The 24027-nt window shown below is 43.6% G+C and carries 20 protein-coding genes; 17 read left to right on the forward strand and 3 right to left on the reverse strand.

Annotation, left to right across the window (positions count from 1 at the left end):
- Positions 1-67: 67 nt before the first annotated feature.
- Complete coding sequence (locus tag NDI33_RS21395) at positions 68-1660, reverse strand: hypothetical protein (protein WP_348245665.1); 1593 nt, start codon at positions 1658-1660, stop codon at positions 68-70.
- A 662-nt stretch (positions 1661-2322) separates the two neighbouring features.
- Between NDI33_RS21395 and NDI33_RS21400 the strand changes: the two genes are divergently transcribed.
- Positions 2323-3333 (forward strand): NAD-dependent epimerase, encoded by a 1011-nt coding sequence (locus tag NDI33_RS21400; protein WP_190677616.1) that lies wholly within the window; start codon positions 2323-2325, stop codon positions 3331-3333.
- An 88-nt stretch (positions 3334-3421) separates the two neighbouring features.
- Here the strand turns inward: NDI33_RS21400 and NDI33_RS21405 are convergent, their stop codons facing one another.
- Both NDI33_RS21405 and NDI33_RS21410 read right to left on the reverse strand, forming a co-directional pair.
- Positions 3422-5794, reverse strand: coding sequence for a polysaccharide biosynthesis tyrosine autokinase (locus tag NDI33_RS21405; RefSeq protein WP_190677566.1), 2373 nt, complete (start codon positions 5792-5794; stop codon positions 3422-3424).
- Between the two features lie 161 nt (positions 5795-5955).
- On the reverse strand, positions 5956-7344 hold the full coding sequence (locus tag NDI33_RS21410) for an SLBB domain-containing protein (RefSeq protein WP_242033227.1): 1389 nt from the start codon (positions 7342-7344) through the stop codon (positions 5956-5958).
- A gap of 283 nt (positions 7345-7627) precedes the next feature.
- On the opposite strand from NDI33_RS21410, the gene NDI33_RS21415 reads away from it, so the two are divergent.
- The 16 genes from NDI33_RS21415 to asnB all read left to right on the forward strand — a co-directional run bounded on the left by NDI33_RS21415 (position 7628) and on the right by asnB (position 23987).
- The gene (locus tag NDI33_RS21415; protein ID WP_190677570.1) at positions 7628-9376 is read left to right on the forward strand and encodes an S-layer homology domain-containing protein; all 1749 of its coding nucleotides are present in this window, start codon (positions 7628-7630) and stop codon (positions 9374-9376) included.
- Positions 9377-9401: 25 nt separating this feature from the next.
- Entirely contained in the window at positions 9402-9965 is a 564-nt protein-coding gene (locus tag NDI33_RS21420; RefSeq protein WP_190677572.1) for a hypothetical protein, read from the forward strand.
- Between the two features lie 124 nt (positions 9966-10089).
- A complete protein-coding gene (gene murJ / locus NDI33_RS21425; protein ID WP_347275931.1) occupies positions 10090-11463 on the forward strand; it encodes a murein biosynthesis integral membrane protein MurJ in 1374 nt (457 codons plus the stop codon).
- A complete protein-coding gene (locus tag NDI33_RS21430) occupies positions 11460-12203 on the forward strand; it encodes a TylF/MycF/NovP-related O-methyltransferase (RefSeq protein WP_190677574.1) in 744 nt (247 codons plus the stop codon). The genes murJ and NDI33_RS21430 overlap by 4 nt, the downstream gene beginning before the upstream one ends.
- Complete coding sequence (locus NDI33_RS21435; RefSeq protein WP_348245666.1) at positions 12130-12930, forward strand: class I SAM-dependent methyltransferase; 801 nt, start codon at positions 12130-12132, stop codon at positions 12928-12930. The genes NDI33_RS21430 and NDI33_RS21435 overlap by 74 nt, the downstream gene beginning before the upstream one ends.
- Positions 12927-13661 (forward strand): class I SAM-dependent methyltransferase, encoded by a 735-nt coding sequence (locus NDI33_RS21440; protein ID WP_190677578.1) that lies wholly within the window; start codon positions 12927-12929, stop codon positions 13659-13661. The genes NDI33_RS21435 and NDI33_RS21440 overlap by 4 nt, the downstream gene beginning before the upstream one ends.
- Complete coding sequence (locus NDI33_RS21445; protein ID WP_190536694.1) at positions 13652-14758, forward strand: glycosyltransferase family 4 protein; 1107 nt, start codon at positions 13652-13654, stop codon at positions 14756-14758. The genes NDI33_RS21440 and NDI33_RS21445 overlap by 10 nt, the downstream gene beginning before the upstream one ends.
- On the forward strand, positions 14755-15582 hold the full coding sequence (locus tag NDI33_RS21450; RefSeq protein WP_190536695.1) for a class I SAM-dependent methyltransferase: 828 nt from the start codon (positions 14755-14757) through the stop codon (positions 15580-15582). Before NDI33_RS21445 ends, NDI33_RS21450 begins: the two co-directional genes overlap by 4 nt.
- A 266-nt stretch (positions 15583-15848) precedes the next feature.
- Positions 15849-16793 (forward strand): glycosyltransferase family A protein, encoded by a 945-nt coding sequence (locus NDI33_RS21455; protein WP_190677580.1) that lies wholly within the window; start codon positions 15849-15851, stop codon positions 16791-16793.
- A 1-nt stretch (position 16794) separates the two neighbouring features.
- Positions 16795-17508 carry a class I SAM-dependent methyltransferase gene (locus NDI33_RS21460; RefSeq protein WP_190536697.1) on the forward strand — a complete coding sequence of 238 codons (714 nt, stop codon included), beginning with the start codon at positions 16795-16797 and terminating at the stop codon, positions 17506-17508.
- A 42-nt stretch (positions 17509-17550) separates the two neighbouring features.
- On the forward strand, positions 17551-18699 hold the full coding sequence (locus NDI33_RS21465) for a glycosyltransferase (protein WP_347275932.1): 1149 nt from the start codon (positions 17551-17553) through the stop codon (positions 18697-18699).
- Positions 18684-19838 (forward strand): hypothetical protein, encoded by a 1155-nt coding sequence (locus NDI33_RS21470; RefSeq protein WP_190677581.1) that lies wholly within the window; start codon positions 18684-18686, stop codon positions 19836-19838. Before NDI33_RS21465 ends, NDI33_RS21470 begins: the two co-directional genes overlap by 16 nt.
- 18 nt (positions 19839-19856) lie before the next feature.
- The gene (locus NDI33_RS21475; RefSeq protein WP_190536699.1) at positions 19857-20990 is read left to right on the forward strand and encodes a glycosyltransferase; all 1134 of its coding nucleotides are present in this window, start codon (positions 19857-19859) and stop codon (positions 20988-20990) included.
- Positions 20965-21330, forward strand: a complete 366-nt coding sequence (locus tag NDI33_RS21480; protein WP_190677583.1) for a hypothetical protein — start codon at positions 20965-20967, stop codon at positions 21328-21330. The genes NDI33_RS21475 and NDI33_RS21480 overlap by 26 nt, the downstream gene beginning before the upstream one ends.
- 295 nt (positions 21331-21625) lie before the next feature.
- Positions 21626-21772 (forward strand): hypothetical protein, encoded by a 147-nt coding sequence (locus NDI33_RS21485; RefSeq protein ID WP_190677585.1) that lies wholly within the window; start codon positions 21626-21628, stop codon positions 21770-21772.
- A 247-nt stretch (positions 21773-22019) separates the two neighbouring features.
- Positions 22020-23987 (forward strand): asparagine synthase (glutamine-hydrolyzing), encoded by a 1968-nt coding sequence (gene asnB, locus NDI33_RS21490; RefSeq protein ID WP_190677586.1) that lies wholly within the window; start codon positions 22020-22022, stop codon positions 23985-23987.
- The last annotated feature ends 40 nt before the right edge of the window (positions 23988-24027 follow it).

The following is a 24027-nucleotide window of genomic DNA, read 5'->3' on the forward strand; positions in this document are numbered from 1 at the left end:
CTATTGCAGTAGCCACTGACAACCCTTTATTTGTGGCGACCTTAAGCTGAAATGATTTCAGTAGTATTTAATCTAGGGTGGCTTTAATCATACATTTGGCTTGCAGTACAACCAGCTCCCCTGTCTCAAAAACCGAACAACGCTGCATCAGACCAGACATGGCTGGAATCATTCCCCGATCTAGCATTCCTAACATCTCTTTCGCTAGCGGCTGCCACTGCCTAAACCAAGGATTGTTGGTAATATATTCAGAAGTAAATGCTGCGCGATCCAGCAAAAAAAAATCCACATCATAGGTTTGAATAAAATTTTGAATTTCTGCCAAATTCTGAGTGTACTGAGTGTGAATTAAATCGGTAGCTCGTTGGCGAATTTGACGCTCGTATATTACATGATAAGGATTTGCATACTCCCACCCGACTAAAATAGCTCTCTGGGAAAAAGTAGGCAGGTTATCCACTTCTTCCGATAAAGAAGCAATCAGAATATTTTTAGGTTGTTTCTGAAAAAATTCATATAGTGCAGGTGCCTTACCAACGACATAGTTACTGTTTGGAAATTTCTCCAATAAGTACGGATAAAAGAGGATTGTAGTTCCTAGTAGAGTGGTGAATCCCAAAGCTATAAACTGCCGCCGAATTAATAGTTTATCTTGCTGCTTTGCCCATTTAAAAACTGCATCAAGCAGTGCGACTAATACGATTGCTGCACTCAAAATCATCACCAACTTGAAGCTATATCGCGTGTAACGAGCCGGAGCAAAAAGCTTGTAGAGCATGGCATGGGCAGCCACAAATATCCCGAAAGATGCTAGCGCAATCTGAGGCAAAATGATGATGTTGCTGGCAATTTGCTTAATTAGGGGAAACCTGTCGGGATAGCGCATTAAGATTGGCAAGAATAATCCCAGCAGAGATAGGGGATGTTCAAACACATTAGGCAAAAGACCACTATGTTGCCCAAATAGCCAAAACCACAGGGGATTAGTGTTATCAAAAAAAGGAATTCTTCCCGTTTGAGAAAATGCTGGTAACGATCTTAGCTCCATCCCAGCGATCGCTGGGCCAACTTCAGAGGATTTCAAAGCATAGGGCAAGATCGCTAGCAGGCAAAATCCCAGCCCAGTAGCGCCGAACAGATAATCAAGCCGATTCTTAGATAGATGGAGTCGATGTCCGTCCCAGCGCCACAGTCTCAAGATTAAGATTCCGGCTAAAATGAACAACAACGGGGGATAAAACAATCCAGCCAAAGCGATCGCGCCTAGACATAAAAATAAAGAGCGCCGCAGCAGATAGTACAAAAATGCTAGAAAAAATAAATAAATAAAAGATCGGGGAGTGCTAGAAACTAAATCATCCCTCATGGAAAGATTTTGATTGAGCAGCAGCGTACTAATAAATCCTGCTGTTGGTACCGGAAATATTTCCAGGCAGACTGCAAAACAGTAGGCGGTTGTCAGCAGTGTCAAAAAGACTGGTAGTAATTTACTCAAGCCAAGTGGCTCAATCCCCAAAAATGCTATCAGTCGATAGAAAGCAGCATATCCAGAGGGGGTTATAGCTTGAAAATAGTCAGTAATAAAATCATTCGGAAACAAGCTTGAATCTACAAATCGCTGCATCCAAAACACATATACTCGTGCATCATCTTGCACCACATATGAGCTACTGAAAGCCTGCTTGAGTCCTAAAAAACTATAAATGAGGGCGAAAGTTAAGCTTAAAGTGAACCAAAATATCATCTGAGATTTAGAAGTTTTAGCAGTCGAGGTTGTTAAAAATTTGTGCAGGTGAGTGATTACCATACGTAAGGTGACAGACTTAAGTTGAATGGGCAAAATGAAACGGAATAGACAAACCTCGTAATCCGACGCTAAGCAGAATTAAACTTAAAGCTCTTCATCAGACTAGACACGGCTGGGATAGTTCCTTGTTTCAAGGAAGCAGGAGCGTCTCCTAGGCGGCAGATGCAGGTAAGGGAGTAGCCGCATAAAGCAGCATACGCTACGCGAGGAGCGTATACACGTACCTGCGCTCCTCGCGTAGCGCTTTTCGCTCTCATCAACAAAATGCTCCCAGTTAGCTGCCTGGAGCGTACACAGGACACGCTCCAGGTAGCTTGCATCAGTTTCATGGGGTTGTAAGGACACATGAACCCTTAGTGTCACCAGGGGTTCATGTGCGGAACTATGGCATTCGGCTGAGTAATTGGGCTAGACTTTGGACTTGAACGCCTTTGGATTTGTCGCGCTCATCGCCATTATTTGTCAATGACGCTACATCAATTACCAAACTGCTAACAGCTAGTAGAAACAAAAATATGGGGAAAATTCTAGTTACTGGTGCCGCTGGTTTTGTTGGTTTTTACTTGTGTAAACTGCTGCTAGATAGAGGAAAAGAGGTCATTGGCATCGATAATCTTAATGATTATTATGATGTCAATTTAAAACAAGCTCGTTTGGAGCAACTGAAGGACAAAAATAATTTTCAGTTTTACAAAATTGACTTGGCGGATCGTCAAGGAATTGCGGAGTTATTCGCGAATTCCCAGATTGAACAAGTACTACATATGGCTGCCCAGGCCGGTGTACGTTACTCGCTGCAAAATCCCCATGCTTATGTTGATAGCAATTTGGTGGGATTTACGAATATCTTGGAGGGGTGTCGGCATTCGCAAGTTAAACACTTGGTGTTTGCTTCTTCTAGTTCAGTTTATGGGGCAAATAAGAAAATGCCTTTTTCGGTGCATGACAATGTAGATCATCCGGTCAGCTTGTATGCAGCTAGTAAAAAGGCAAATGAACTGATGGCGCATACCTACAGTCATTTGTATGGTTTACCAACGACTGGCTTGCGCTTTTTTACAGTATATGGGCCGTGGGGTCGTCCAGATATGGCAATGTTTTTGTTTACCAAAGCCATTTTAGGAGGGCGTCCGATTGATGTTTTTAATTATGGTAAAATGCGGCGCGATTTTACATACATTGATGACATTGCAGAAGGAGTTTTACGAGTAGCTGATAAAATTCCACAACCAAATCCTGATCTAGCAGGAGCTGACTCCGATCCGGGAGTGAGTGCCGCACCTTATAAAATTTACAATATTGGCAATAATACGCCGGTTGAATTAGGGCGTTTTATCGAGGTTTTGGAAGATTGCCTCGGTACGAAGGCAGTGAAAAATATGCTGCCAATGCAACCGGGAGATGTTCCTGAAACTTATGCCGATATTAGCGATCTACAAAGAGATGTTGGGTTCAAGCCTAGTACACCCATTGAGGTTGGAATTCCGCGTTTTGTTGAGTGGTATCGCTCTTTTTATGGAGCTTAGCGGTTAGTTATCAGTCATTAGTTCTATCCATGATTTAAAAAAATGACTAGAAACTAATGACTAATTCTTAACAATTAATCGCCAAGAGCTAGCGCAATCCAAGTTTCTTTTGCAAGAGTTTCTTGGCATTCTCTACTTCTGATTCTTGATTAGAGGTGTAGTAGCGATCGTAGTAATAGTACGATCCACCGGCGTTTCTTCTCACACCGTTGGCAACCATACCCAAGACGGGGGCACTAGAGATTTTTAATGCATCTATCGCTTGTAGCAGGATGGAGCGATCGGTTTTGCCCAGTCTCGCTACCATGATCACGCCATTGGTATGGACAGCCAGGAGTCTGCCATCTGCCAGACCTAGTATCGGTGGCGTGTCATAAATCACTAGATCAAAAACAGCGTTCAACTGCTCCATCAAATACTGCATTCGCTTGGAGGAAAGCAGTCTGGTTGGGTCTGGTGGGATTTGTCCAGCGGTTAGCACGTAGAGATTGTCCCAGGAGGGCAAGCGCTGGATGGCTTCTCTGGGAGTTAGACCTGTGGCAATGACGTTGCTCAGCCCCTGGTGATTTTCTAAACCGAGGACATTATGAACCTGAGGACGCCGCAAATCTGCATCTACCAACAAAACTCGCTGTCCCATTGCCGCAGCCGCCTGTGCTAGGTGTACGGATACAGTGGATTTACCATCACCTGGGGACGCTGAGCTAACCACTAGCGAGTGGATGGGGGTATCAGAACCGAGAAAACGAATATTGGTATGGAGAGAACGGAAGGATTCTAAGAAGGGAGAAGCATTGTACCAACTAGCTTTGCGAGTGGTGGCACGCTCTTTGGATGGGGTCTCTCCGTTTTGGTTTTTGGCTGAGGCTCCGTTTCCATTTGGCTGGGCGAAGTTGGCGAGTTCTGCGATGGGTTTGAATAGTTTGAGTTCTTTGTGGTGGGGAATCAAGCCAAGAATGGGTAGTCGGGTGCTGTCTTTGAGTTCTTCGGGGGAGTGGAAAACATTGTCGAGTCGCTCTGCTAATAAGGCAGATGCCAGCCCTAACATTACCCCAGCGATCGCGCCTAATATCAGATTTCGCTTTGGCTTGGGAAAGATAGGATCTTCTGGCTTTTGGGGTTTGGCGATTAGCTGCCAGGGGAGAGCTTTCTGTGCTGCTTCAATTTGCAGGGTTTCCCGAACGGCTAGAAAGCGGTTTAAACTCTCGGTTGCGACGTTGAGTTCCCGCTGTAAATCTGTGTACTGACGGGCAATCAGGGGCAGTAGTCTAACTTGTTGATTTAAGCGCTTTTCGGCTTGCGCGATCGCATTGCCGCGAACTTCCAGAACCTGCACTTGGTTTGCCGCATCCACAAATTGCTGAATCAGCTCTAAGCGCACCGTGCTGGGGGAAGACAAATATTGCCGTTCGTTGAGACCAGACAGGTTATTTCCCAGTACCGCCGCCGCTTCTTGTTGCAACAAGGGCAGCAAATTTTGCTGCTGCTCTTTGAGTGATTGAATGGTAGGGCTTTCTTCCAGAAACCGGGCTGACTCGGTGGCAAGCTTGGTTTCGACTTCCTTAAGTTTGTTGAGTAACTGTTGGTAGCGGGGTGCTTCCGAAAGAGATGCAGCAGCGATCGCTTGATTGGGGGGTAGCCCTAACTGCTTTTGTAGCGTTGCATACAGCGACCGGACTTCATTATGTTTTAGTTGGTTATCGAGTTTTTGTTCCTCAACATTTGAGGCTAGCACGGCAAGTTGTTTGGCTTGTTCTTCCGGATCGAGGATGTTGTACCGCTGCCGGAACGTTTGCAGTTGTCCCTGGAGTTTGTCCACCCGTTGTTGAAGTCCAGGAAGTTGACCGTCTACAAACTTAATTCCCTGGTTGAGGTTAGTTTGCCGCTCCTGAAGAGAGTACCTCAAATAAACTTTAGCTAACTCAAATAATACATACTTGATTTTATCGGGATCGGTATCGCGGTAACGTACTTCTAAAATTTTTGTTTTATCTATTTGGGTAATTGTTAGGTTGTTTTCAAGAATGAGTGACTCATAGTCGATATCGGGATAGCGCTTTTGGATCTGAGCGATGAATGCCGCCATCCGTTCGGAACTGAGTAAAACTTTAATTTGGGTTTCGTAATCCAGACTAGAGTCGTTTAGAGCTGGCTCGATTGCCTGCAATTGAGTGAGTTTAGTCAGCTTGTTTTCAGCCGTGACGGGTTCTACCAGGAGTTGGAACTTTCCTTCATACTTGGGTGTCTGGCTGAATGTCCACAAGCCGATTCCAGTCGTGACAACGAGCGCCACCCCCGCAATCACCAAAGCACGGCGACGCACCACATTCAAGAGCTGACGAACATTCAAGTCGTCCTGGCTGTTTTCTAGAAACTGAGTTTCGTCGGTTAGCGGCAATGGCTGAAATTGCTTGCCATTCCCTTTCGGCGATGACGGTTGAGAAAATTGGCCCGCTTCCATCTAAACCCCTGCACCTTGTTGGCTTGGTTGACGCGATCGCCAGGGAGATTCCTGGTTCTAGCCTCATTTTGTACCATGAATGTGCAGGATGCTACATCCAAACGATCGAATTTTTTACTCAGCTCTTGATTGTGGCTCTCCAGACCTAGGCAGCCACGTTTTTACTCGAAGATTCTAAAGAAGTTGAATAAGCTGAAAACCCCTCCCAGCGGACTCAACACCGTCCCCAGCGTGTCTGAGAAATTAGCGAGGTTAGAGCGGTTCACCACCACCACGTCGTTATTGCGTAGAATCGGATTGTTTTGATCGTTGATGCCCTGAGCAAAATTGACCGGGACGTTCCGCTTTGATATGGTGCCATTGGCGTTGAGACGAATTAGCTCTACCGAACTCCTCCGGGCACGATTGTTAAATCCTCCGGCTGCCAGCACCGCTTGATTCAAGGTCGTATTGGGTGGCAGTTCAATCGTCCCTGCTTTGGCAACTTCCCCGACCACATTGACCCGAATGGTGTTGGGAGAGAAGCTAGCCGATGCGACTTGGGGTACCTCAGAGGGGTCGATATTGCTGGCAGTAGGCACCACCACGGTATCTCCCTCTTGCAAGATGACATCTTGGGTGACATCCCCGGACTGTAAAAGTTGCCAGAGGTTGATATTGAGGACTTTTTCGGGTCCCGAACGGGCAGAACGGCGGACTTGAACCTGGCGAATATCTGCTAAGGAGGTAATTCCCCCTGCAACTTGAATGGCTTGGGTCACGGTGGCAGGAGTGCTGCTAGAAGCCGCAGTCGCATTCGCCTCAGGGGGAGTATTCGCAGTGGCGATGGTGGTTGGTGACACGATATAAGGCCCTGGACGGGATACTTCTCCGACTACGACAATCTTGATCGGCCCGGTGTTCTGGGGCGCAAAGCTGGCATCCGCTAAGGTGCGGGATTCATCGGCGTTGATTTGGGGGCTGGTGGGGATAAACAGCGAGTCTCCATCTCGCAAAGTGAGATCTTGACTCAAATCACCGTTGTTGAGTAATTCCCAGAGATTGACAGCGATGACTCCCGATGAACCGGGTGAAATGCGGCGCAGTTCTACTTGGCGGATATTGGCGGCTTGAGTAATGCCCCCAGCCAATTGCAGTGCTTGCGTGACGGTGGGAAATTGATTGCCTTCGGTTAGGTTAACGGTATAGGAACCCGGACGATTGACTTCCCCAGCCACTGCGATTTTGACGGGACGGGGTGCCAGCAGAGTAATGGTCAGCAGGGGGCGTCGGATGTAGCGACCGTATCTGCTAGAAATTTCATCGGTTGCTCTTTCGAGGCTCAATCCCCGAACGGGTACGCTGCCAATGATTGGCAGGTTGAGCGTACCATCGATTAGCACCTGGTACTCTCCGCTGTATTCAGGAACCTCAAAAATATCCAGCCGGACGCGATCGCCTGCGCCTAGAGTATATGGGGCCTCCGATCCACGTCTGGTAGATGTTCCCGCTGGGGCAGCAGAAGGGCGCAATCCAGGGAGTTGCGCGATCGCTGGTGATGAAACCGTCATTGCCGCCACGGCTAGAAGCGCGAAGCCCGCAACGCTTCGGGTAGCCAGTTTCGGAAAACTAGCACCGCTCTTACAAAAATCACAGCTTGTTTCACGATGCCTTTTGGCGCTCAACTTAGCACTCTTCATTCCAAATCTGTTAAACCTCGTTACACAAAGTCACGCCATTGACGGATACAATCCGTAAAAAGTTGCAGTATAAAATTTAATCACCAACGTAATTTTCCCAAACTCGTGTACCTTTGAGGTGGCAAGGAATATTTGGGTATGAGGAGGAAAGGTTATGACGCCAGCAACAGGTGGGAGCCGTGTCAGTGCAAGCAAAAAGAAATTGTGGTACCACCGACTACGCATCCTACTAAGTTCCATGTTTTTGGGCAGTACGATCCTCTATGCAGCTGCCAGTCTGGCTACCACCGGGGCAAGTTCTGGTAACAGGAACGCTTCAGAACCAGCCAAGGGTAGCGGTTCAATGGGTGACGCACTCTTAAAAACGATGCTGGGGGCTGAGGCGCTGCGTTCCAACAACCCGCCTGCTCCTTCAACCACCCGTTCTAGCTCTTCGTTGCCAGCGATTCGCAATCCAGCCGCTCCTGGAAGCAGTGTACAGCAACCTGGAGCCGTCACGACGCCGACTCAACTGGCTCAAGCCAGCACCTTCCCAGATGTACAAGGTAGCTGGGCGCAGACGTTTATTGAAGCACTCGCAGAGCGAGAAGTGATCGTAGGCTTTCCAGATGGCTCTTTCCGCCCTGACGAGCCGGTGACACGCGCTCAGTTTGCCGCCATGATCCGGAAGGCTTTTCAAAGACCCGCCACTCGCCAAGCGATCGATTTTGTGGATGTGCCTGCCAATTACTGGGGTTACACAGCCATTCAGGAAGCTTATCGGACAGGGTTTTTAGAAGGATACCCCAACCAGGTTTTCCAGCCGAATCAAAACATCCCCCGCGTTCAAGTCTTGGTATCTTTGGTCAGCGGACTTAACTTGAATCCAACCGCAGATACCGCCTCAATTTTAAATGGTTTATTTCAGGATGCTGGGAGCATTCCTGCCTATGCCCGCACCAGTGTTGCCGCCGCCGCACAAAATCAGCTAGTTGTCAACTATCCAGATGTGGCGCTGTTAAATCCTAATCAGTTAGCCACCCGTGCTGACGTGGCAGCGTTTATTTACCAGGCTTTAGTGAATGCGGGGCAAGCGCCGCAGATTCCCCCAACGGATGTTGCCGCTCGTTACGTGGTTGGCTACGAACCCGTTGCGACAACACCGCCTCCCCCTACGGCAGAGCAAGTTGCAGCCTTGCGCCAACAGTATCGACTTCCTGCACCCCCGATAGTAGAACAGCTACGGCGGTTAATTGGGGGAAATTCCAGTATTACGACACCCACGGCTTTCGGGGCTGACCGAGGGCAGGCATTTATCGGAGCTGGCTTCCAAGAAAGAACCCGCAACACCAATAAGGCAGATGGGGTAATTGCTGCGGGTATTGGTGTGGGCGATGCTCGCAAAGCCGTGGGTGTAGAAGGAGTTATCTCAATCTATGACCTCTTCGGCGATGATAGCTTTGAAGATGGTGGCATCAGCTTCAAGATTCACCGCCAGTTTGCTAATGACATAGCCGTCGCTGTTGGGGTAGAAAATATCGAGACATTTGGAGAACCCGATCCGGGGTACAGCACCGTTTACGGTGTCGTCAGTAAAGTTTTCCCACTAGGATCTCGGACAACCGCAGGCTTCTCCCCCTCAGTTACTGCCTCTGTGGGTCTGGGTGGCGGTCGCTTTCGTTCAGTACCTGATATTGAGGCTGGTAGAGATTCTGTCAATCCGTTTGGCAGTATAGGCGTGCGCGTAGCTCAACCAATATCGGTCATTGCCGAATGGAGCGGTCAAGATTTGAATGTGGGTGCTTCGATCGCTCCATTCGAGAATATACCGCTGATCATCACTCCAGCGCTTGCTGATGTAACCGGAAATGCTGGTGATGGGGCGCGTTTTATCCTGGGCGTCGGTTACGGCATTACTTTCTAAGTTCTTTGCTCGCAAAACAAAAGCCATGAACATCAAACGTCTTTCTGTAAATCTCGGTCTGGGTTTAGCTTTGGGTTCTTCTCTTCTGCTTTCGGAAACAGCGCTTGCCCAGACTCCAGGCTTCAATTCAGATGTCACCGGGCCGGTTATGACGACTAGCGACGTTGTCAACGGAGCCTTCATACCCGACAGAGGCGGGCGGGGAAGACTCGCCTTCAGAACGGAGGCGATCGCGTCTGCTGTCAACCAGGCAGCAGCCTCAGTCAACTCCCAGACTGCCAATAATAGCTTAGGGAACGTTTTGACAGGGACTGGAAATGTTGCTGCTAGCGCGAGCCAGCTAGAAAGCGGTCTGGTGAATGCTACTGAAGGCATTAATCCAACCCTGGCTCGTAACGTGGTTGCCAACTTGCAAGGGCTAACCGCAAATGGTAGGGTCGATGCGGTTCGGCTGGCGGCGGCAGTGGAAGCATATAATGCTCTCATCAACTCCAGTAGCGGCGTATTTTTGAGCGAGCCTCCCGATGAGCTGCTAGCGATTCAATCTGTCCTGGCTGCATTGTTGAATGCGGCTTTTGGAGCAGGTTAATGGTACTTCCAAATTTGATGTCAATTAATGAGGATCTATGGGGTTGAGCGCTGCTACTATCAGTCCCTATGAGGGAGTTTGGGATGAAATCGCTCAGCGAGCTGAAAACTTGAGCTAAGTGTAGGTGAAACAAACTCTAGCAGCACAAAAGCTGCTCCATTCTTGGAAAAAGCTGACTAGTGGCTCGACCAACCGCCAAATCTTTGGTGCAGCTGTTACAGTTGCTCTGATGACAGCGTTGGTAAAAGTAGCAGCTGCGGGAAAGGAATTGGTAGTTGCTTGGAAATTTGGCACTGGGGACGAACTCGATGCATTTTTAATTGCCTTGCTCGTTCCTTCTTTTATCATCAATGTGGTAGCTGGCTCTTTTAATGCTGCCTTCATCCCCACCTATATTCAGGTACGGGAGAAAGAAGGTGTAGAGGCAGCACAAAGGCTTTTCTCCGGGGTAATTGTCTGGAGTTTAGGGTTGTTGTTAATTACTACCATACTGATGGTAGTTACTGCGCCTCTATATCTACCCTGGATTGCTAGGGGGTTTAGCTCTGAAAAGTTAGGCCTGACGTTTCGTCTTCTGTGGGCGATCGCGCCTGTTGTGCTGCTGGATGGGGTGGTTGTTATCTGGGTTGCACTTTTGAATGCGGGTGAGCGATTCGCTTTAGCTGCACTTTCTCCGATTATTACCCCAGTTATCAGTGTGATATTTCTGCTGATATGTTCGTCTTGGGGAATCTTTGCCTTGGCAGGTGGTCTACTGTGCGGTGCAGTTTTGGAGATGGTAGTTATGGGAGTGGCGCTGAAGCGGCAAGGTATCTCATTGCGCCCCAGGTGGTACGGATTTGATCCTCACTTGCGTCAGGTAGCTGGTCAGTATGCACCGATGATTGCTGGAGCTTTTTTAATGAGCAGCACCAATCTGGTGGATCAATCAATGGCAGCAATGCTGTCACCGGGAAGTGTCGCCGCCTTAAACTATGGCAATAAAGTAATTGCATTTCCAATTGGGCTAATGGCTACAGGATTGGGAACAGCAGTAATTCCATATTTTTCAAAGATGGTTGCCTGTAAAGATTGGACAGGAGTGCGCTATACACTTCAGCGTTTTCTTTTTTTTATTTTTATGGTGACCGTACCCTTAACAGGGTTTTTATTTCTGTTTTCTGAACCTATTATCCAAGTGTTGTTTCAAAGGGGTTCATTTACACCTGAAGCTACGCGCTTAGTAGCCCAAATACAAGCTTTTTATGCCTTGCAAATCCCTTTTTATATTTCAGGTATTTTGGTTGTGCGGTTAATTTCGTCAATTCAACTTAATCAGATACTAATGTGGGCATCTGGGTTTAATTTAATAATTAATATTAGCTTCAATTACTTGCTTACAAAGTATATGGGCGTATCAGGTATTGCCTTATCTACTTCCATTGTTATCTGTTTTTCCTTTGGTTACTCGACCTACTGTTTATTGAGTGTGAAAAAAATTACACCCAAACTTATATGAAGTTAATAACCCTTTTTCGCCTCTTATACAAAAAGTTTTTTTCTAAGCAAGAAAGTAAGTATGCTAGCTTTGTTCTCGGTGAGAAAATAGCATCTTTATGGTATCCAAAATTTACTTTCAGTGAGTATGGAAAGATATGGCTTGAAGATAAAGATTTTTTCGATTTTTACGAAAAATATGTAGGAAAAAGCTACCGTTCTGCTGACAGAAAATTTTTTATTACATCTTTGTTATCGCTTGTTGATGAATTGCCGGGTGACACGGCTGAGTGTGGTGTCTTTAACGGTGCTTCATCTTGGCTAATTTGTAATAAATTTAAAAATACTGACAAGGTACATCATGCTTTTGACTCGTTTGAAGGCTTATCTTCACCTTTGGAGATAGATGGAGTGTATTGGCAGGCAGGTGATTTGAAAGCCACTGAAGATATAGCTAAAAGAAATCTTGCCGAGTATAAAGATAAAATAGAAATCTATAAAGGATGGATACCAGAAACATTTAATAATGTCTCAAGTAAAAAATTTTGTTTTGTTCATATAGATGTTGACCTTTATCAACCTACCTTTGATTCCCTTTGTTTTTTCTACCCTAAAATGGTAACTGGTGGACTAATCTTGTGTGATGACTACGGATTTACAACCTGTCCAGGCGCAAAAAAAGCGTTTGATGAGTTTATGGAAAATAAGGCAGAAAAGATTATTAATGTTCCAAGTGGTCAAGCTTTTGTCATCAAAAAATAATTGTACTGGCTACAGCAATGCTTCAGTAAATAAAAAAATGCAACAGGACAAAATCTGGGATTATTTTCAGGTACAATCATCTGACATATTCTTGCAGTCAGCTCCAAGGTTAAACTATCTTTTTCGCCAAGTTTTGGCAATTTATAGTCACACCAAGCCAAGAGTATTGAACATAGGAGTTGGCAACGGCTGGCTTGAACAGAAATGTATGGAGCAAGCCTGGGAAACTTATGCTTTAGACCCAAGTGAAACCACAATTGCTCTGCTGGAGCAAAGAGGTATTGAAGGAAAGGTAGGGTATATAGAACAGATTCCGTATCCTGATAATTTTTTTGATGTTGTTTTTTGTTCTGAGGTTATCGAACATTTATCAAGTGAACAAATACAGCAAGGCTTGTATGAGATAGAACGGATATTAAAAAATTCTGGGTTATTGGTTGGGACTGTTCCATTTAAGGAAAACCTTTTTAACAGCCAAGTTATCTGTCCTGATTGTGGACATATTTTTCACAAATGGGGACACCAGCAGTCTTTTAATACTCATAGTTTAGCGGCTATATTTTCAGGTAATCTGAAAGTAGAGAAACTTAAAGTAATTTATTTTGTTAGTTGGTCATCATTGAATTGGAAGGGTGTTATAAGTGCCTTGCTCAAAAAATGCTTATCACTAATTGGCTTACATGGAAGCAACGGAAATATATTTTTTATAAGTAAGAAATTTGTATGAGTCTTATCGGTGATATCTATTCTAACCTATATAAAAAGCTTTGCGGAACGCATCCGCATATACGATTTTGGCATTTTCAATGGTTGGCAGTAAAAGACCTTTATTCAGATCTCAAGCGTATATTACCGACTCTTGAAGGGCGCTTGCTCGATGTTGGCTGCGGTGATAAACCTTACAGCACTTGGATAGATTTAGAGAAAGTCAAACATATCGGCATTGATATTTATCCCGGCTCAAAGGTTGATATTGTCATTGACACTGATGAAGAATGGCTTTTAGAAACATCTTCTTTTGATGCTATTTTATGCACTCAGGTTTTAGAACACACAGCCAACTTAGGCAATACTATTGAGGAAATTACTCGGGTTTTAAAAACGGGCGGTATACTAATACTAACTGTACCTTTTATCTATAACGAGCATGGTGCACCAGATGATTATCGGCGGTTTTCAGTATACGGACTTATAAATTTAATCGAGCAAAATTATGAAGTTATGGAAGCAAAACATCAGGGCGGTATTGGTAGCACGGTTGGGGCGCTAGTTTTAAATTGGCTCGAAAGGCAAATGAACTTGTACAAATACAGTCGTATATTAAAAGGCGTAATTCTCCCGCTTTGGATATTTTTTTGTATGGTCATTAACTTAAGCGGTTGGTTGATAGATTATAGCGATCGCACTCAGGCATTTTATAGTAATGCTTTAATAGTTGCAAAAAAAAAATGCGGTTAACCTTAGTAATTCCTTCCATATTCGCTGGCGGTGCTGAAAAGGTAATGTCAGTCATGGCTAACTACTGGGCAGCTAAAGGATGGAAAATTACTTTGTTGACTTTCGATGATGGCAAAGTACCTCCGTTTTATGACCTAGATTGCCATGTTCATCATATTTGTTTGGGTATAGCTAGAGAGTCGCCAAGCTTGCTCGTTGGTATCTGGAATAACCTGAAATGCATTCAAGTTCTAAGAGTCGCCATTGCTGATAGTCAGCCCGATGCTGTAATTAGCTTCATAGATAAAAATAACATACTCACCCTACTGGCGACGCGCGGGTTACATATCCCAGTAGTAGTATCTGAACGCATTCATCCAGCAATGTACTCTATTGGCGGGGTAAGGGGGTTATTGCGTCAGTGGATTTATCCCAAAGCCAATCGAGTTGTTGGGGTAACTGCAAGAGCATTGAGTTATTTTTCTGCCCAGATACAATCTCGCTCGTATGTTATCCCTAATCCAGTTATATTTATTAATACAAACCAAACAGAGTCAGCAAAATTGATAACTAAACCATCTCTAATTGCTGTTGGACGGCTTGACTCTCAGAAGGGTTTTGACTTACTGCTACAAGCTTTTGCACTGCTAAAAGTCTGCTACCCTGATTGGACATTGACAATATTAGGAGAAGGGGCATTACGCACAGAATTAGAAGCTTTGCGGAACCAACTTGGTTTGTCTAACCGGGTTCATCTACCTGGACGGGTGAAAAATATTTATGAGTTTCTGAAGCAGGCGGATATTTTCGTTATGTCTTCCCGGTTTGAGGGATTTCCTAACGCTCTGTGTGAAGCCATGGCTTGTGGGCTACCCGTCATTTCTACAGACTGTCCTAGTGGACCAAGAGAGATTATTCGTGATGGCGTCGATGGTATTTTAGTACAAAATGGAAATGTAGATGCTTTGGCAGCAGCAATGGAGCGTCTGATGTCTAATGAAGCAGAGCGCCAACGCCTAGCTAGTCGTGCTACACAGGTAATGGATAGATTTAGTTTAGAGAAAATAATGGAAATGTGGGAAAACTTGTTGGATCAAGTTATCAAGGAGAAGCTATGACAAGCACTTTTGAGCAGGAAGTGAAGCAGGGCGATCGCTTTGAGTTTGGCAAAAACTGGAGAGGATTTTTATCAGTTCTCAATGACGCTCGCATAGCAGAAGCAGAGAAGTCTCTTAAGCAAATGCTAGTAGTAGAAGATTTACAGAGCAAAACATTTCTTGATATTGGTTCTGGCAGTGGATTATTTTCACTGGCTGCCCGTAGGCTAGGGGCGAAGGTACATTCCTTTGATTACGATACAGAGTCAGTAGCTTGCACGCAAGAACTAAAATGCCGATACTTTCCTAATGATTCTAACTGGACTATAGAACAGGGTTCAGTGCTGGATGTGGATTACATCAAGTCTCTAGGAAAATTTGATATTATTTATGCTTGGGGTGTGCTTCATCACACTGGTGCAATGTGGCAAGCTCTAGAAAATGCAATATTCCCTGTTGCAGAACAGGGAATATTGTTTATTGCTATTTACAACGATCAAGGTAGAAAATCTAAAATTTGGCGCAGAATCAAGCAAGTTTATTGTTCAGGGATCGCAGGTAGAACTCTAATTTCTGCTTTATTTATTCCCTATTTTATCCTGAGTGGATTAATAGTGGATCTGGTTAAAGGTCGAAATCCAATAATTCGCTATACTGAGTACAAAAACTCAAGAGGTATGTCCAGAGTTTATGATTGGTTGGATTGGTTAGGTGGCTATCCTTTTGAGGTAGCAAAGCCAGAAGATATTTTTAATTTGTATGAAAACAAAAATTTTGTTTTAGAAAAGTTCATTACTTCTGGAGGTGGTTCAGGTAATAATCAATTCGTTTTCATAAAAGGATGATTAGTTATATTTATGCTTTGTTTAACGAGTGAAACAAAAATATGAATAAAAATTATTTTAGATAAGAAAATGTTATTTTAATGCTAATTATCCTTGTAAATGCCTTAGCTATAGCTATAAATCGACTGATGTTTTTGAAATTAGAAACAGATGTTTTGCTGTTGCTATGCTAGAAATAATATAACGATTGAGAATAGTTTTTTTTGATGATTTTATGGCGAGCGTTGTAGAGAGATTCATTAGCAATTTGATGGGGAACAATAGCGATGGAAGAGCGAAATAAACAGCCGACAGTGCATGAGCAAGCTTATCAGCCTGTATTCACAGTTTTCACTCCAACCTATAACCGCGCTCACACTCTTCATCGGGTTTATGAAAGTCTTCAAGCACAAACATATCGAAACTTTGAGTGGGTAGTTATTGATGATGGTTCTATTGATAATACCTGTGAGTTGGTAGAGCAGTGGCGGCAAGAAGCTAATTTTACAATTCGTTATTTTTATCAAGAAAATTCTGGCAAGCATATTGCGGTTAATCGTGGGGTACGAGAAGCTAAAGGCGAACTATTTCTTGTTCTTGACTCTGATGATGCTTGCGTCTCAGAAGCGCTGGAACGTTTTAAAGAGCATTGGGATCTAATTCCTGAAGATAAAAAACATCGTTTTTCTGCTGTCACCTGTTTGTGCAATGACCAAAATGGGGAAATAGTTGGTAGCCGTTTCCCATTTGACCCAACTGACTCGGATTCTTTAGAAATTCGTTACCGCTACAAAGTTACAGGCGAAAAATGGGGATTTCACCGCACAGAGGTGCTGCGTCAGTTTCCTTTTCCAGAGATAGTTGGTGAGAAAACTATTCCTCAAGGTTTTGTATGGGGCAGGATTGCTAGAGAATATAAGACAAGATTTATAAATGAGCCTTTGCGAGTCTACTTTAGTGGCACGGATCAGTTGACCCGACTTTCACCACAACAAATTTCTTTGGGTCATGCTTTATGGCATAAAATTATTTTAAATGAGCAGAGCAGTTGGTTTTGGTATGCACCATTCAATTTTATGCGCTCGGCTGTTCACTACAGCCGATTTTCTTTTCATACCGGGATTACTGTCAGCGAACAGTTTAAAATGCTTAACACAAGAATTGGTAAATTTCTATTGCTAGGAGCTTTACCTGTAGGGTATTTGGTTTACTGCCAGGATCGAAAGGAATAATATGGTAAACATTCAGCCTTTTTCAGATACAGAACTATTAGAAGCTTTTTATAGCTCTGAAATTGCTACTTCCAAGCATCTACTGACTATTTACTCATTAGCTATTGGTTTAAATGCAAAAATAATAATTGATTTGGGGATAGGCTCAACAACAAAAGCTTTGCGTGCTGCTGCTTTAAAAACAGGTGGAGTTGTTATGAGTTGTGATTGTGATGTTAATAGATTCTCATCTTTGTTAAAAAACCAAGACAAGCATTGGCAATTATATTTGGGCGCTAGTGAAACTTTTTTAAAATCCTTGGAACAGCCTTTTGATCTTGTTGTTCATGATGCCGCCCATGATTATTTTCAAGTCAAACTAGATTTAGAGCTGATTTTACCTAAGATGAAAACTTTTGGTATAATTTGCGTGCATGACACACAGCAAACTAACCTTTGCCATGATATGCTTGCAGCAATTAGAGATGCTACGAACGGATACAAAATTTCCCTTACTCACCTACCATTCAATGCAGGTCTTTCTATTATTAGAATCGAAGAAGGGAACTATCCTTCTATAACACCCAATGGTAGTCTCTTAAAAGATGGGCTGTTTGATACTCAACTGATATCATTTCATCCTTACAATGATAATTTAAACAATATTAATGCGAATAATTCTTCGTTAGGGCGATGGCTTCGCTGGAGATTAAGAAAATTGATAAAGGGTTGGTAAGAAAGGCAAAATATTCTTATAGTTTTTTGTTGAAAGCAGCTTGTGCAACAATCGTTCTTTATTAATAAAGCAAAATTTAATATCACTTTTATCATCCGCTCACTCAATTATGGCGGTGCTGAAAGACAGTTATTGACGCTAGTACAATGTCTTGAAAAAGAACGCTTTAATATAACGGTTTTATACTTTTATTCGGGCGGTACTTTAGAAAAAAATCTCAAGGATACTCGAGTCCAATTGATTTCTCTGGACAAGGGTGGACGATGGGATATAGTTGGTTTTTCTTGGCGTCTTGTCTCTCAGATAAGACGCATCAAACCTGACTTATTGCATGGATATTTGGGTATACCTAATTTACTGACTATCTGCCTAAAAATGCTTTTTCCCTCAACTCGGGTAATTTGGGGAGTACGAGCATCCAACATAGATTTCAGTTGCTATGACTGGCTATCCCGTCTGGTCTTTAAACTAGAGTGTATGTTTTCACGCTTTGCCGATCTTATCATCGTGAATTCTCGTGCTGGTCGCACCTATCATCTGGAACATGGCTTCCCTGCTGATAAAATGCTGGTAATTCCTAATGGTATTGATACAGAGCACTTTAAACCTAGCTTAGAAACTAGAGCAAAGGTGCGGACAGAATGGGAAATTTCAGAGGATACCATTTTAATTGGTTTAGTTGGACGGCTAGATCCCATGAAAGACCATCCTACCTTTCTCAGAGCAGCTGCACTCTTGTGCAAACAACGCCAAGATGTACGCTTTGTATGCGTGGGTACTGGTTCTGAGAGTTACGCTCAAAAGTTGTATCAGTTGGCTAAGAAGTTAGATATTTCTGAAAAAGTTATCTGGGCAGGAGCGCGTGCCGATATGCCTATGGTTTACAATGCTCTGGATATTGCTACCTCTTCTTCTTCTTATGGCGAAGGGTTTTCCAATGCGATTGGCGAGGCAATGGCTTGTAGTGTCCCCTGCGTGGTAACGGATGTAGGGGATTCATCGTGGATTGTGGATGATACAGGGCTAGTTGTACTCCCTCAAAGTTCAGAGGCTCTGTTAGCTGGGTGGTTGACCTGTTTGGGAAGAGACAGAAACGCAATGGGGCTAAAGGCGCGATCGCGTATAGTCGAGCATTTCAGTGTAAAGCAACTCGTAGAGCAAACAGAGGAAGCACTGTGGCTGAAGGTTTAACCAGCGATTTGCTCTGGCCTGCTTTCTGTATTGGATTATTATGCTTCTGGATTGCTAGTCGAAATCTTTCAAATTTTACAGCCTTTTATGCAGCCCTTGTCAAAGTTTTAATTCCGCTGCTTTATTTTGCTTTTTTCTATGATGGTACTTGGACATTTCTAGATGACATAGGTTATCAATTCCAGGGCAAAAAAATGTTGGAATTGGGATATAACCCGATTACAGCCTTAGTCAATCCAGATGGTCTGTCGAATCTGATGTTTCTATCAGGAGGGAGACATATCCTCTATGGCTGGTGGAATATACTCGGTCAGTATTTATTTGGTAAGTATTACTATCCTCCAGTATTTCTTAACGTTTTTCTTACTTTTATTAGTGGATATTTTCTTTTTCGTATAGCTCATCTGAGTGGTTTTAGCCGTAAGTATTCTAGGGGGCTTTTTTTATTTGCTTTATTTCACTGGGAAATAGTAGTATGGTCATCCTTTGTGAATTTAAAAGATATTCTTGTTATGACTCTTACCATAATAGCGCTTTACTTAATCTTAAGATTATCCAAACAGCTCAAATTATATGATTTATTGAGTTTGGGAGGAATAGTTTTCATCTTTTTCTGGATTAGATTTTATGTCCCTGTCGTCATCATGATAGCTACCCTAATTTGGATTTCTCTTTTTCAGAAGGGCTGGCGGAGATACATCTTACTTGTTTTAGCAGCCATTGGTAGCATTTCTGTAGTATTTTTTTTAGGATTAGAAGATACTCTATATAATTTAAATCGCCTCGATCGGAATTGGACAACTATTGTACTTGGAGTAATCAGGATGGCACTAACACCTCAACCTTGGTCAATTGAGCCAGCATATACTTTCCTGTTTTTTCCATCTATTCTTCATTGGGTATTATTTCTCCCTGCTATCTGGGGTGGATGGATGCTTTGGTGGCGTTCAAGGGAAGTCAAATTGCTGTTCATATACCTTGCCCTAGCCCTTCTGCTTTATGGAGCTTTTTATGATCTACAAGGACCTCGTCAGCGGCTTCAGATAACACCTATCATTGCTTGGGCACAATTTCACTTTTTGTGGGTAATTTTAAAAAATCAGCGCCCTCGCATTCCGTTAAAAGCACATACGAGCTAGCTAAGACTAGAAAACTAGATGAAGTTGTTGTTTATCATCACCGGGCTTTCAACTGGTGGGGCTGAAATTATGCTCTACAATCTGTTGTCTCGGATAAATCGAGAGAAGTTTGAGCCGGTTGTTATTTCTCTAATGAAGCGAGGAACCTTAAATGCTTGCATTGAAGCTTTGGGTATTTCAGTTTATACACTTGGTATGCAAAGAATACCGACATTGGTCTCGCTTTGGCACCTCGTCTATACAGTTCGGCAACTGAAGCCCGACTTGATACAAGGCTGGATGTATCACGGCAATCTAGCAGCACAGTTGGCTAACATTTTGTGTTTTCCAAATTTACCTGTTTTATGGAGTATTCATTATTCAATTGATTTAGTAGCCGCTGAAAAGCCTATAACTGCGCTGGTAATCGTGATATGTAAATATATTTCAAAATTATCTCATAAAATTATTTTTGTAAGCAAAACTAGTCAATTGATACATGCTAAATTTGGTTATTTTAAGGAAAATAATTGTATTATTCCAAATGGCTTTGATAGTTCACTCTTCAGACCTTCAGAGCGTGCTAAAGTAAGGGTTCGTTCAGAGTTAGGCTTACCTGAAAAATCTCTTATCATTGGATTGGTTGCTCGTTACCATCCAATGAAAGACCATGCTAATTTTATTCAGGCTGCTTCATTACTAGCAAGAAACTACCCTGACCTATACTTCCTTCTAGTTGGACAGGGTATAGAGCGAGGAAATAAAATTTTAAATCAATTAATCCAAGACTTTGGACTTGTAAGGCAAATACATTTGCTAGGAGAGCGACATGATATTCCGAAGCTCACTGCTGCTTTAGACATTGCTTCGTCTTCCTCCTCCTATGGCGAAGCCTTCCCTCTGGCTATTGGTGAAGCTATGTGTTGTGGTGTACCCTCTGTAGTTACAGATGTGGGAGATTCAGCCTGGATTGTGGGAGATACAGGGCGAGTTGTACCGCCAAGAAATCCGCAAGCACTCGCCAATGCTTGGAAAGAATTAATTGATTTAGGATCAGATGGTAGGCAAGCGTTGGGAAAGGGGGCACGGGAAAGAATCATCGAATACTTTTCTTTGGACTCTGTTGTGGAACAATATGAGGCGTTATATGAAAATATGCTTAAAAAAAAATAAACTACAACTACAATCTTTTCTCCAAGTCCATCAAGCTATGTTTACCAAAAGGGTAAATAACATATTAAATTATTCACCTTTTGTCAAGGCAAATGCATTTGTACCCGCTCATATTATTTCTAAGCTTTGTATCGCAGCTATACACTTCGATACAAATTCTGGTTCAACCCATACGGCCTTTTTTGAAGAAAATTCAGTACGTCATATAGTAAAGATATTTGTTGACCACAAAAAATATGGATATTTAGACAAATTTTATGGAGTAGCTGCTGAAATAAATCTAGGGGGTAATGCTGGCGTTGCAATAGACAGGATGGATGCAAATAAGTATGCTGCTTGATAGACAAAATGTATAGCCGTCGTAATTCTGAATAGCAAAGCCGAATTTATGATGAGCTTGCATAAAAATATAAATTAGATGATTTCCGAAAGCACGATTGATGAGATGGTCAAGCATTAGTCAGTATCGATTGGGAAATTGGTCAGACAGCAGAAAGAAAATTATTTTACAAAATGTGCGGTTGAGCAAGGCAAAATCTAAAATTTTATTGTATCCCGTGCTGTTCTAGAACATCTTTACAATCCCCTAGATAATCTAACATAAGATGGTCGCCTGCCTCAAATAATGAGGACAAATGTTCCACAAAATTGATTTGCGCGATCATGGGATGTTAACCGCAAGACAACATGAAGTCACTTCTCTACAATTACCTACCTATATTTATCCTTACATGGTACGCAACTCTGGTCGTCTGAACCGGATTCTAGTACATCGCTACTGAGATGTACTAAAAGAGATGAAGAGTAATAGTTTGATTGATTACTCATTGTTAGTTACACGTTTAGTAAGTTTCAGAGATATCACTCTCCACCAAAAATTTGAATACATTGATGCGGACAAGCGGCATCAATCAATAAATTTAGTGGAATATCATAGGCAAAAGTTTGCAAGGGAGTTTCGCCATGTAAATAGCCAAGACATAGCTATATCTGGCATTTTTAATTGAAAAAAATGGATAAATAAAAATTGTGTGTGGTATTACAGGTTTTTGGGACACATCCTGCCAAAAAAGCGCATTGCAGATGCAGGCGATCGCGCAGAAAATGTCAAATACCCTACTCCATCGAGGGCCAGATGACGGCGGAGTATGGGTGGATGCCGCATCTGGGATAGGTTTCGGGCATCGGCGACTGGCGATTGTAGACCTTTCCCCAGAAGGCCATCAGCCGATGGTTTCTGTTGATGGTCGCTATGTAATTGTATTCAATGGCGAGATTTATAACTTTTTAGAATTGCGGCGAGAATTAGAACGGCTAGGACATCGGTTTCGCGGTCGTTCTGACACAGAAGTAATGCTGGCGGCTTTCAGAGAGTGGGATGTAGAGCAAGCAGTCAAACGTTTTAACGGGATGTTTGCCTTTGCGTTGTGGGATTGGCAAGAGCGAGTTTTACATTTAGGGAGAGACAGACTAGGCGAAAAACCCCTCTATTACGGCTGGATAAATGGAACTTTTTTATTTGCCTCTGAATTAAAAGCTCTCAAGGCTTATCCTAATTTCGAGGCTGAAATCAACCGGGATGCCTTAGCCTTGTTTATGCGACATAACTACATCCCAGCACCCTATTCCATCTATAAAGATATTTACAAGCTACCCCCTGGCACCCTTCTAAGTTGGAATGGGGGTGCGACTCGTTCTCCTACCGTACCTTATTGGTCTGCCAAGGAAGTTGCTGAATCAGGTATTGCTAACCCTTTCACAGGTTCAAAGTCGGAAGCAGTAGAACAGTTGGAAGCATTGTTACGGGAAGCAGTACAGCTGCGAATGGTGGCAGATGTTCCCTTGGGTGCTTTCCTGTCAGGGGGCATTGATTCTTCGACTGTAGTTGCCTTGATGCAGCAGCTTTCCAGCCAACCAGTGAAAACATTTACTATCGGTTTTGATGAAGACGCTTTCAATGAAGCAGCTTATGCCAAGGCTGTCGCTAAGCATCTAGGTACAGACCATACAGAACTGTATGTGACACCGGAGGAAGCACTAGCAGTTATCCCCAAGCTACCGATGCTGTACGATGAACCCTTCTCCGACTCATCCCAGATTCCTACCTTCTTAGTGTCTCAACTTGCTAGACAGCAAGTTACCGTTGCCCTTTCCGGAGATGGGGGCGATGAACTGTTTGCTGGCTACAACCGCTACTTCTGGGGTGCCAAAATTTGGCGGCAGATTGGCTGGATACCACCAAGTTGGCGGCAGGTTGCAGCGAGTGCATTAACCCGCTTATCCCCTCAGGCTTGGGATCGGGGCTTTACACATTTTGATAGCCTACTATCGGCTCAACTCCAGCAACGCCATCCAGGAGACAAACTGCATAAGCTGGCTGAGATTTTGGCAGTGTCTCATCCCGATGCCATGTACAAAGGTCTAGTTTCTCACTGGAAAAACCCCGAAGCTGTAGTCATAGGTAGCTGCGAACCACCAACAATCTTAAGCGATGCCTATGGTTCGGACTCTGCCCTCCGTCAACACTGGACGCGCCTACCATCCTTTATTCAGCGAATGATGTACCTCGACACTGTCACCTATCTACCGGACGATATCCTTACCAAGGTAGACAGGGCGAGTATGGGTGTGGGTTTAGAAGCCCGCGTACCGCTGTTAGACCATCGGCTGGTCGAATTTGCTTGGCGCGTGCCGCTGTCTATGAAAATTCAGAATAAGCAAGGTAAATGGCTGTTGCGCCAAGTTTTGTGTAAGTATGTGCCAAGTAACCTGATCGAGCGTCCCAAAATGGGCTTCGGCGTTCCAATTAAACGTTGGTTGCGCGGTTCTTTACGAGACTGGGCAGAGGAACTACTTTCTGAACAGCGACTGCGAGATGAGGGTTTTTTCAATCCGCAACCGATTCGTCAGAAATGGAAGGAGCATCTTGCGGGCGATCGCAACTGGCAATACTATCTTTGGGATGTCCTGATGTTCCAAGCTTGGTTAGATGCCTGACACTCTTTATGTGAATTCCTTATCAAAACTTGATAAATGT

It is taken from the genome of Trichocoleus sp. DQ-A1 (genome assembly GCF_039961955.1).
In the GTDB taxonomy this organism is placed as follows: domain Bacteria; phylum Cyanobacteriota; class Cyanobacteriia; order Cyanobacteriales; family FACHB-T130; genus FACHB-T130.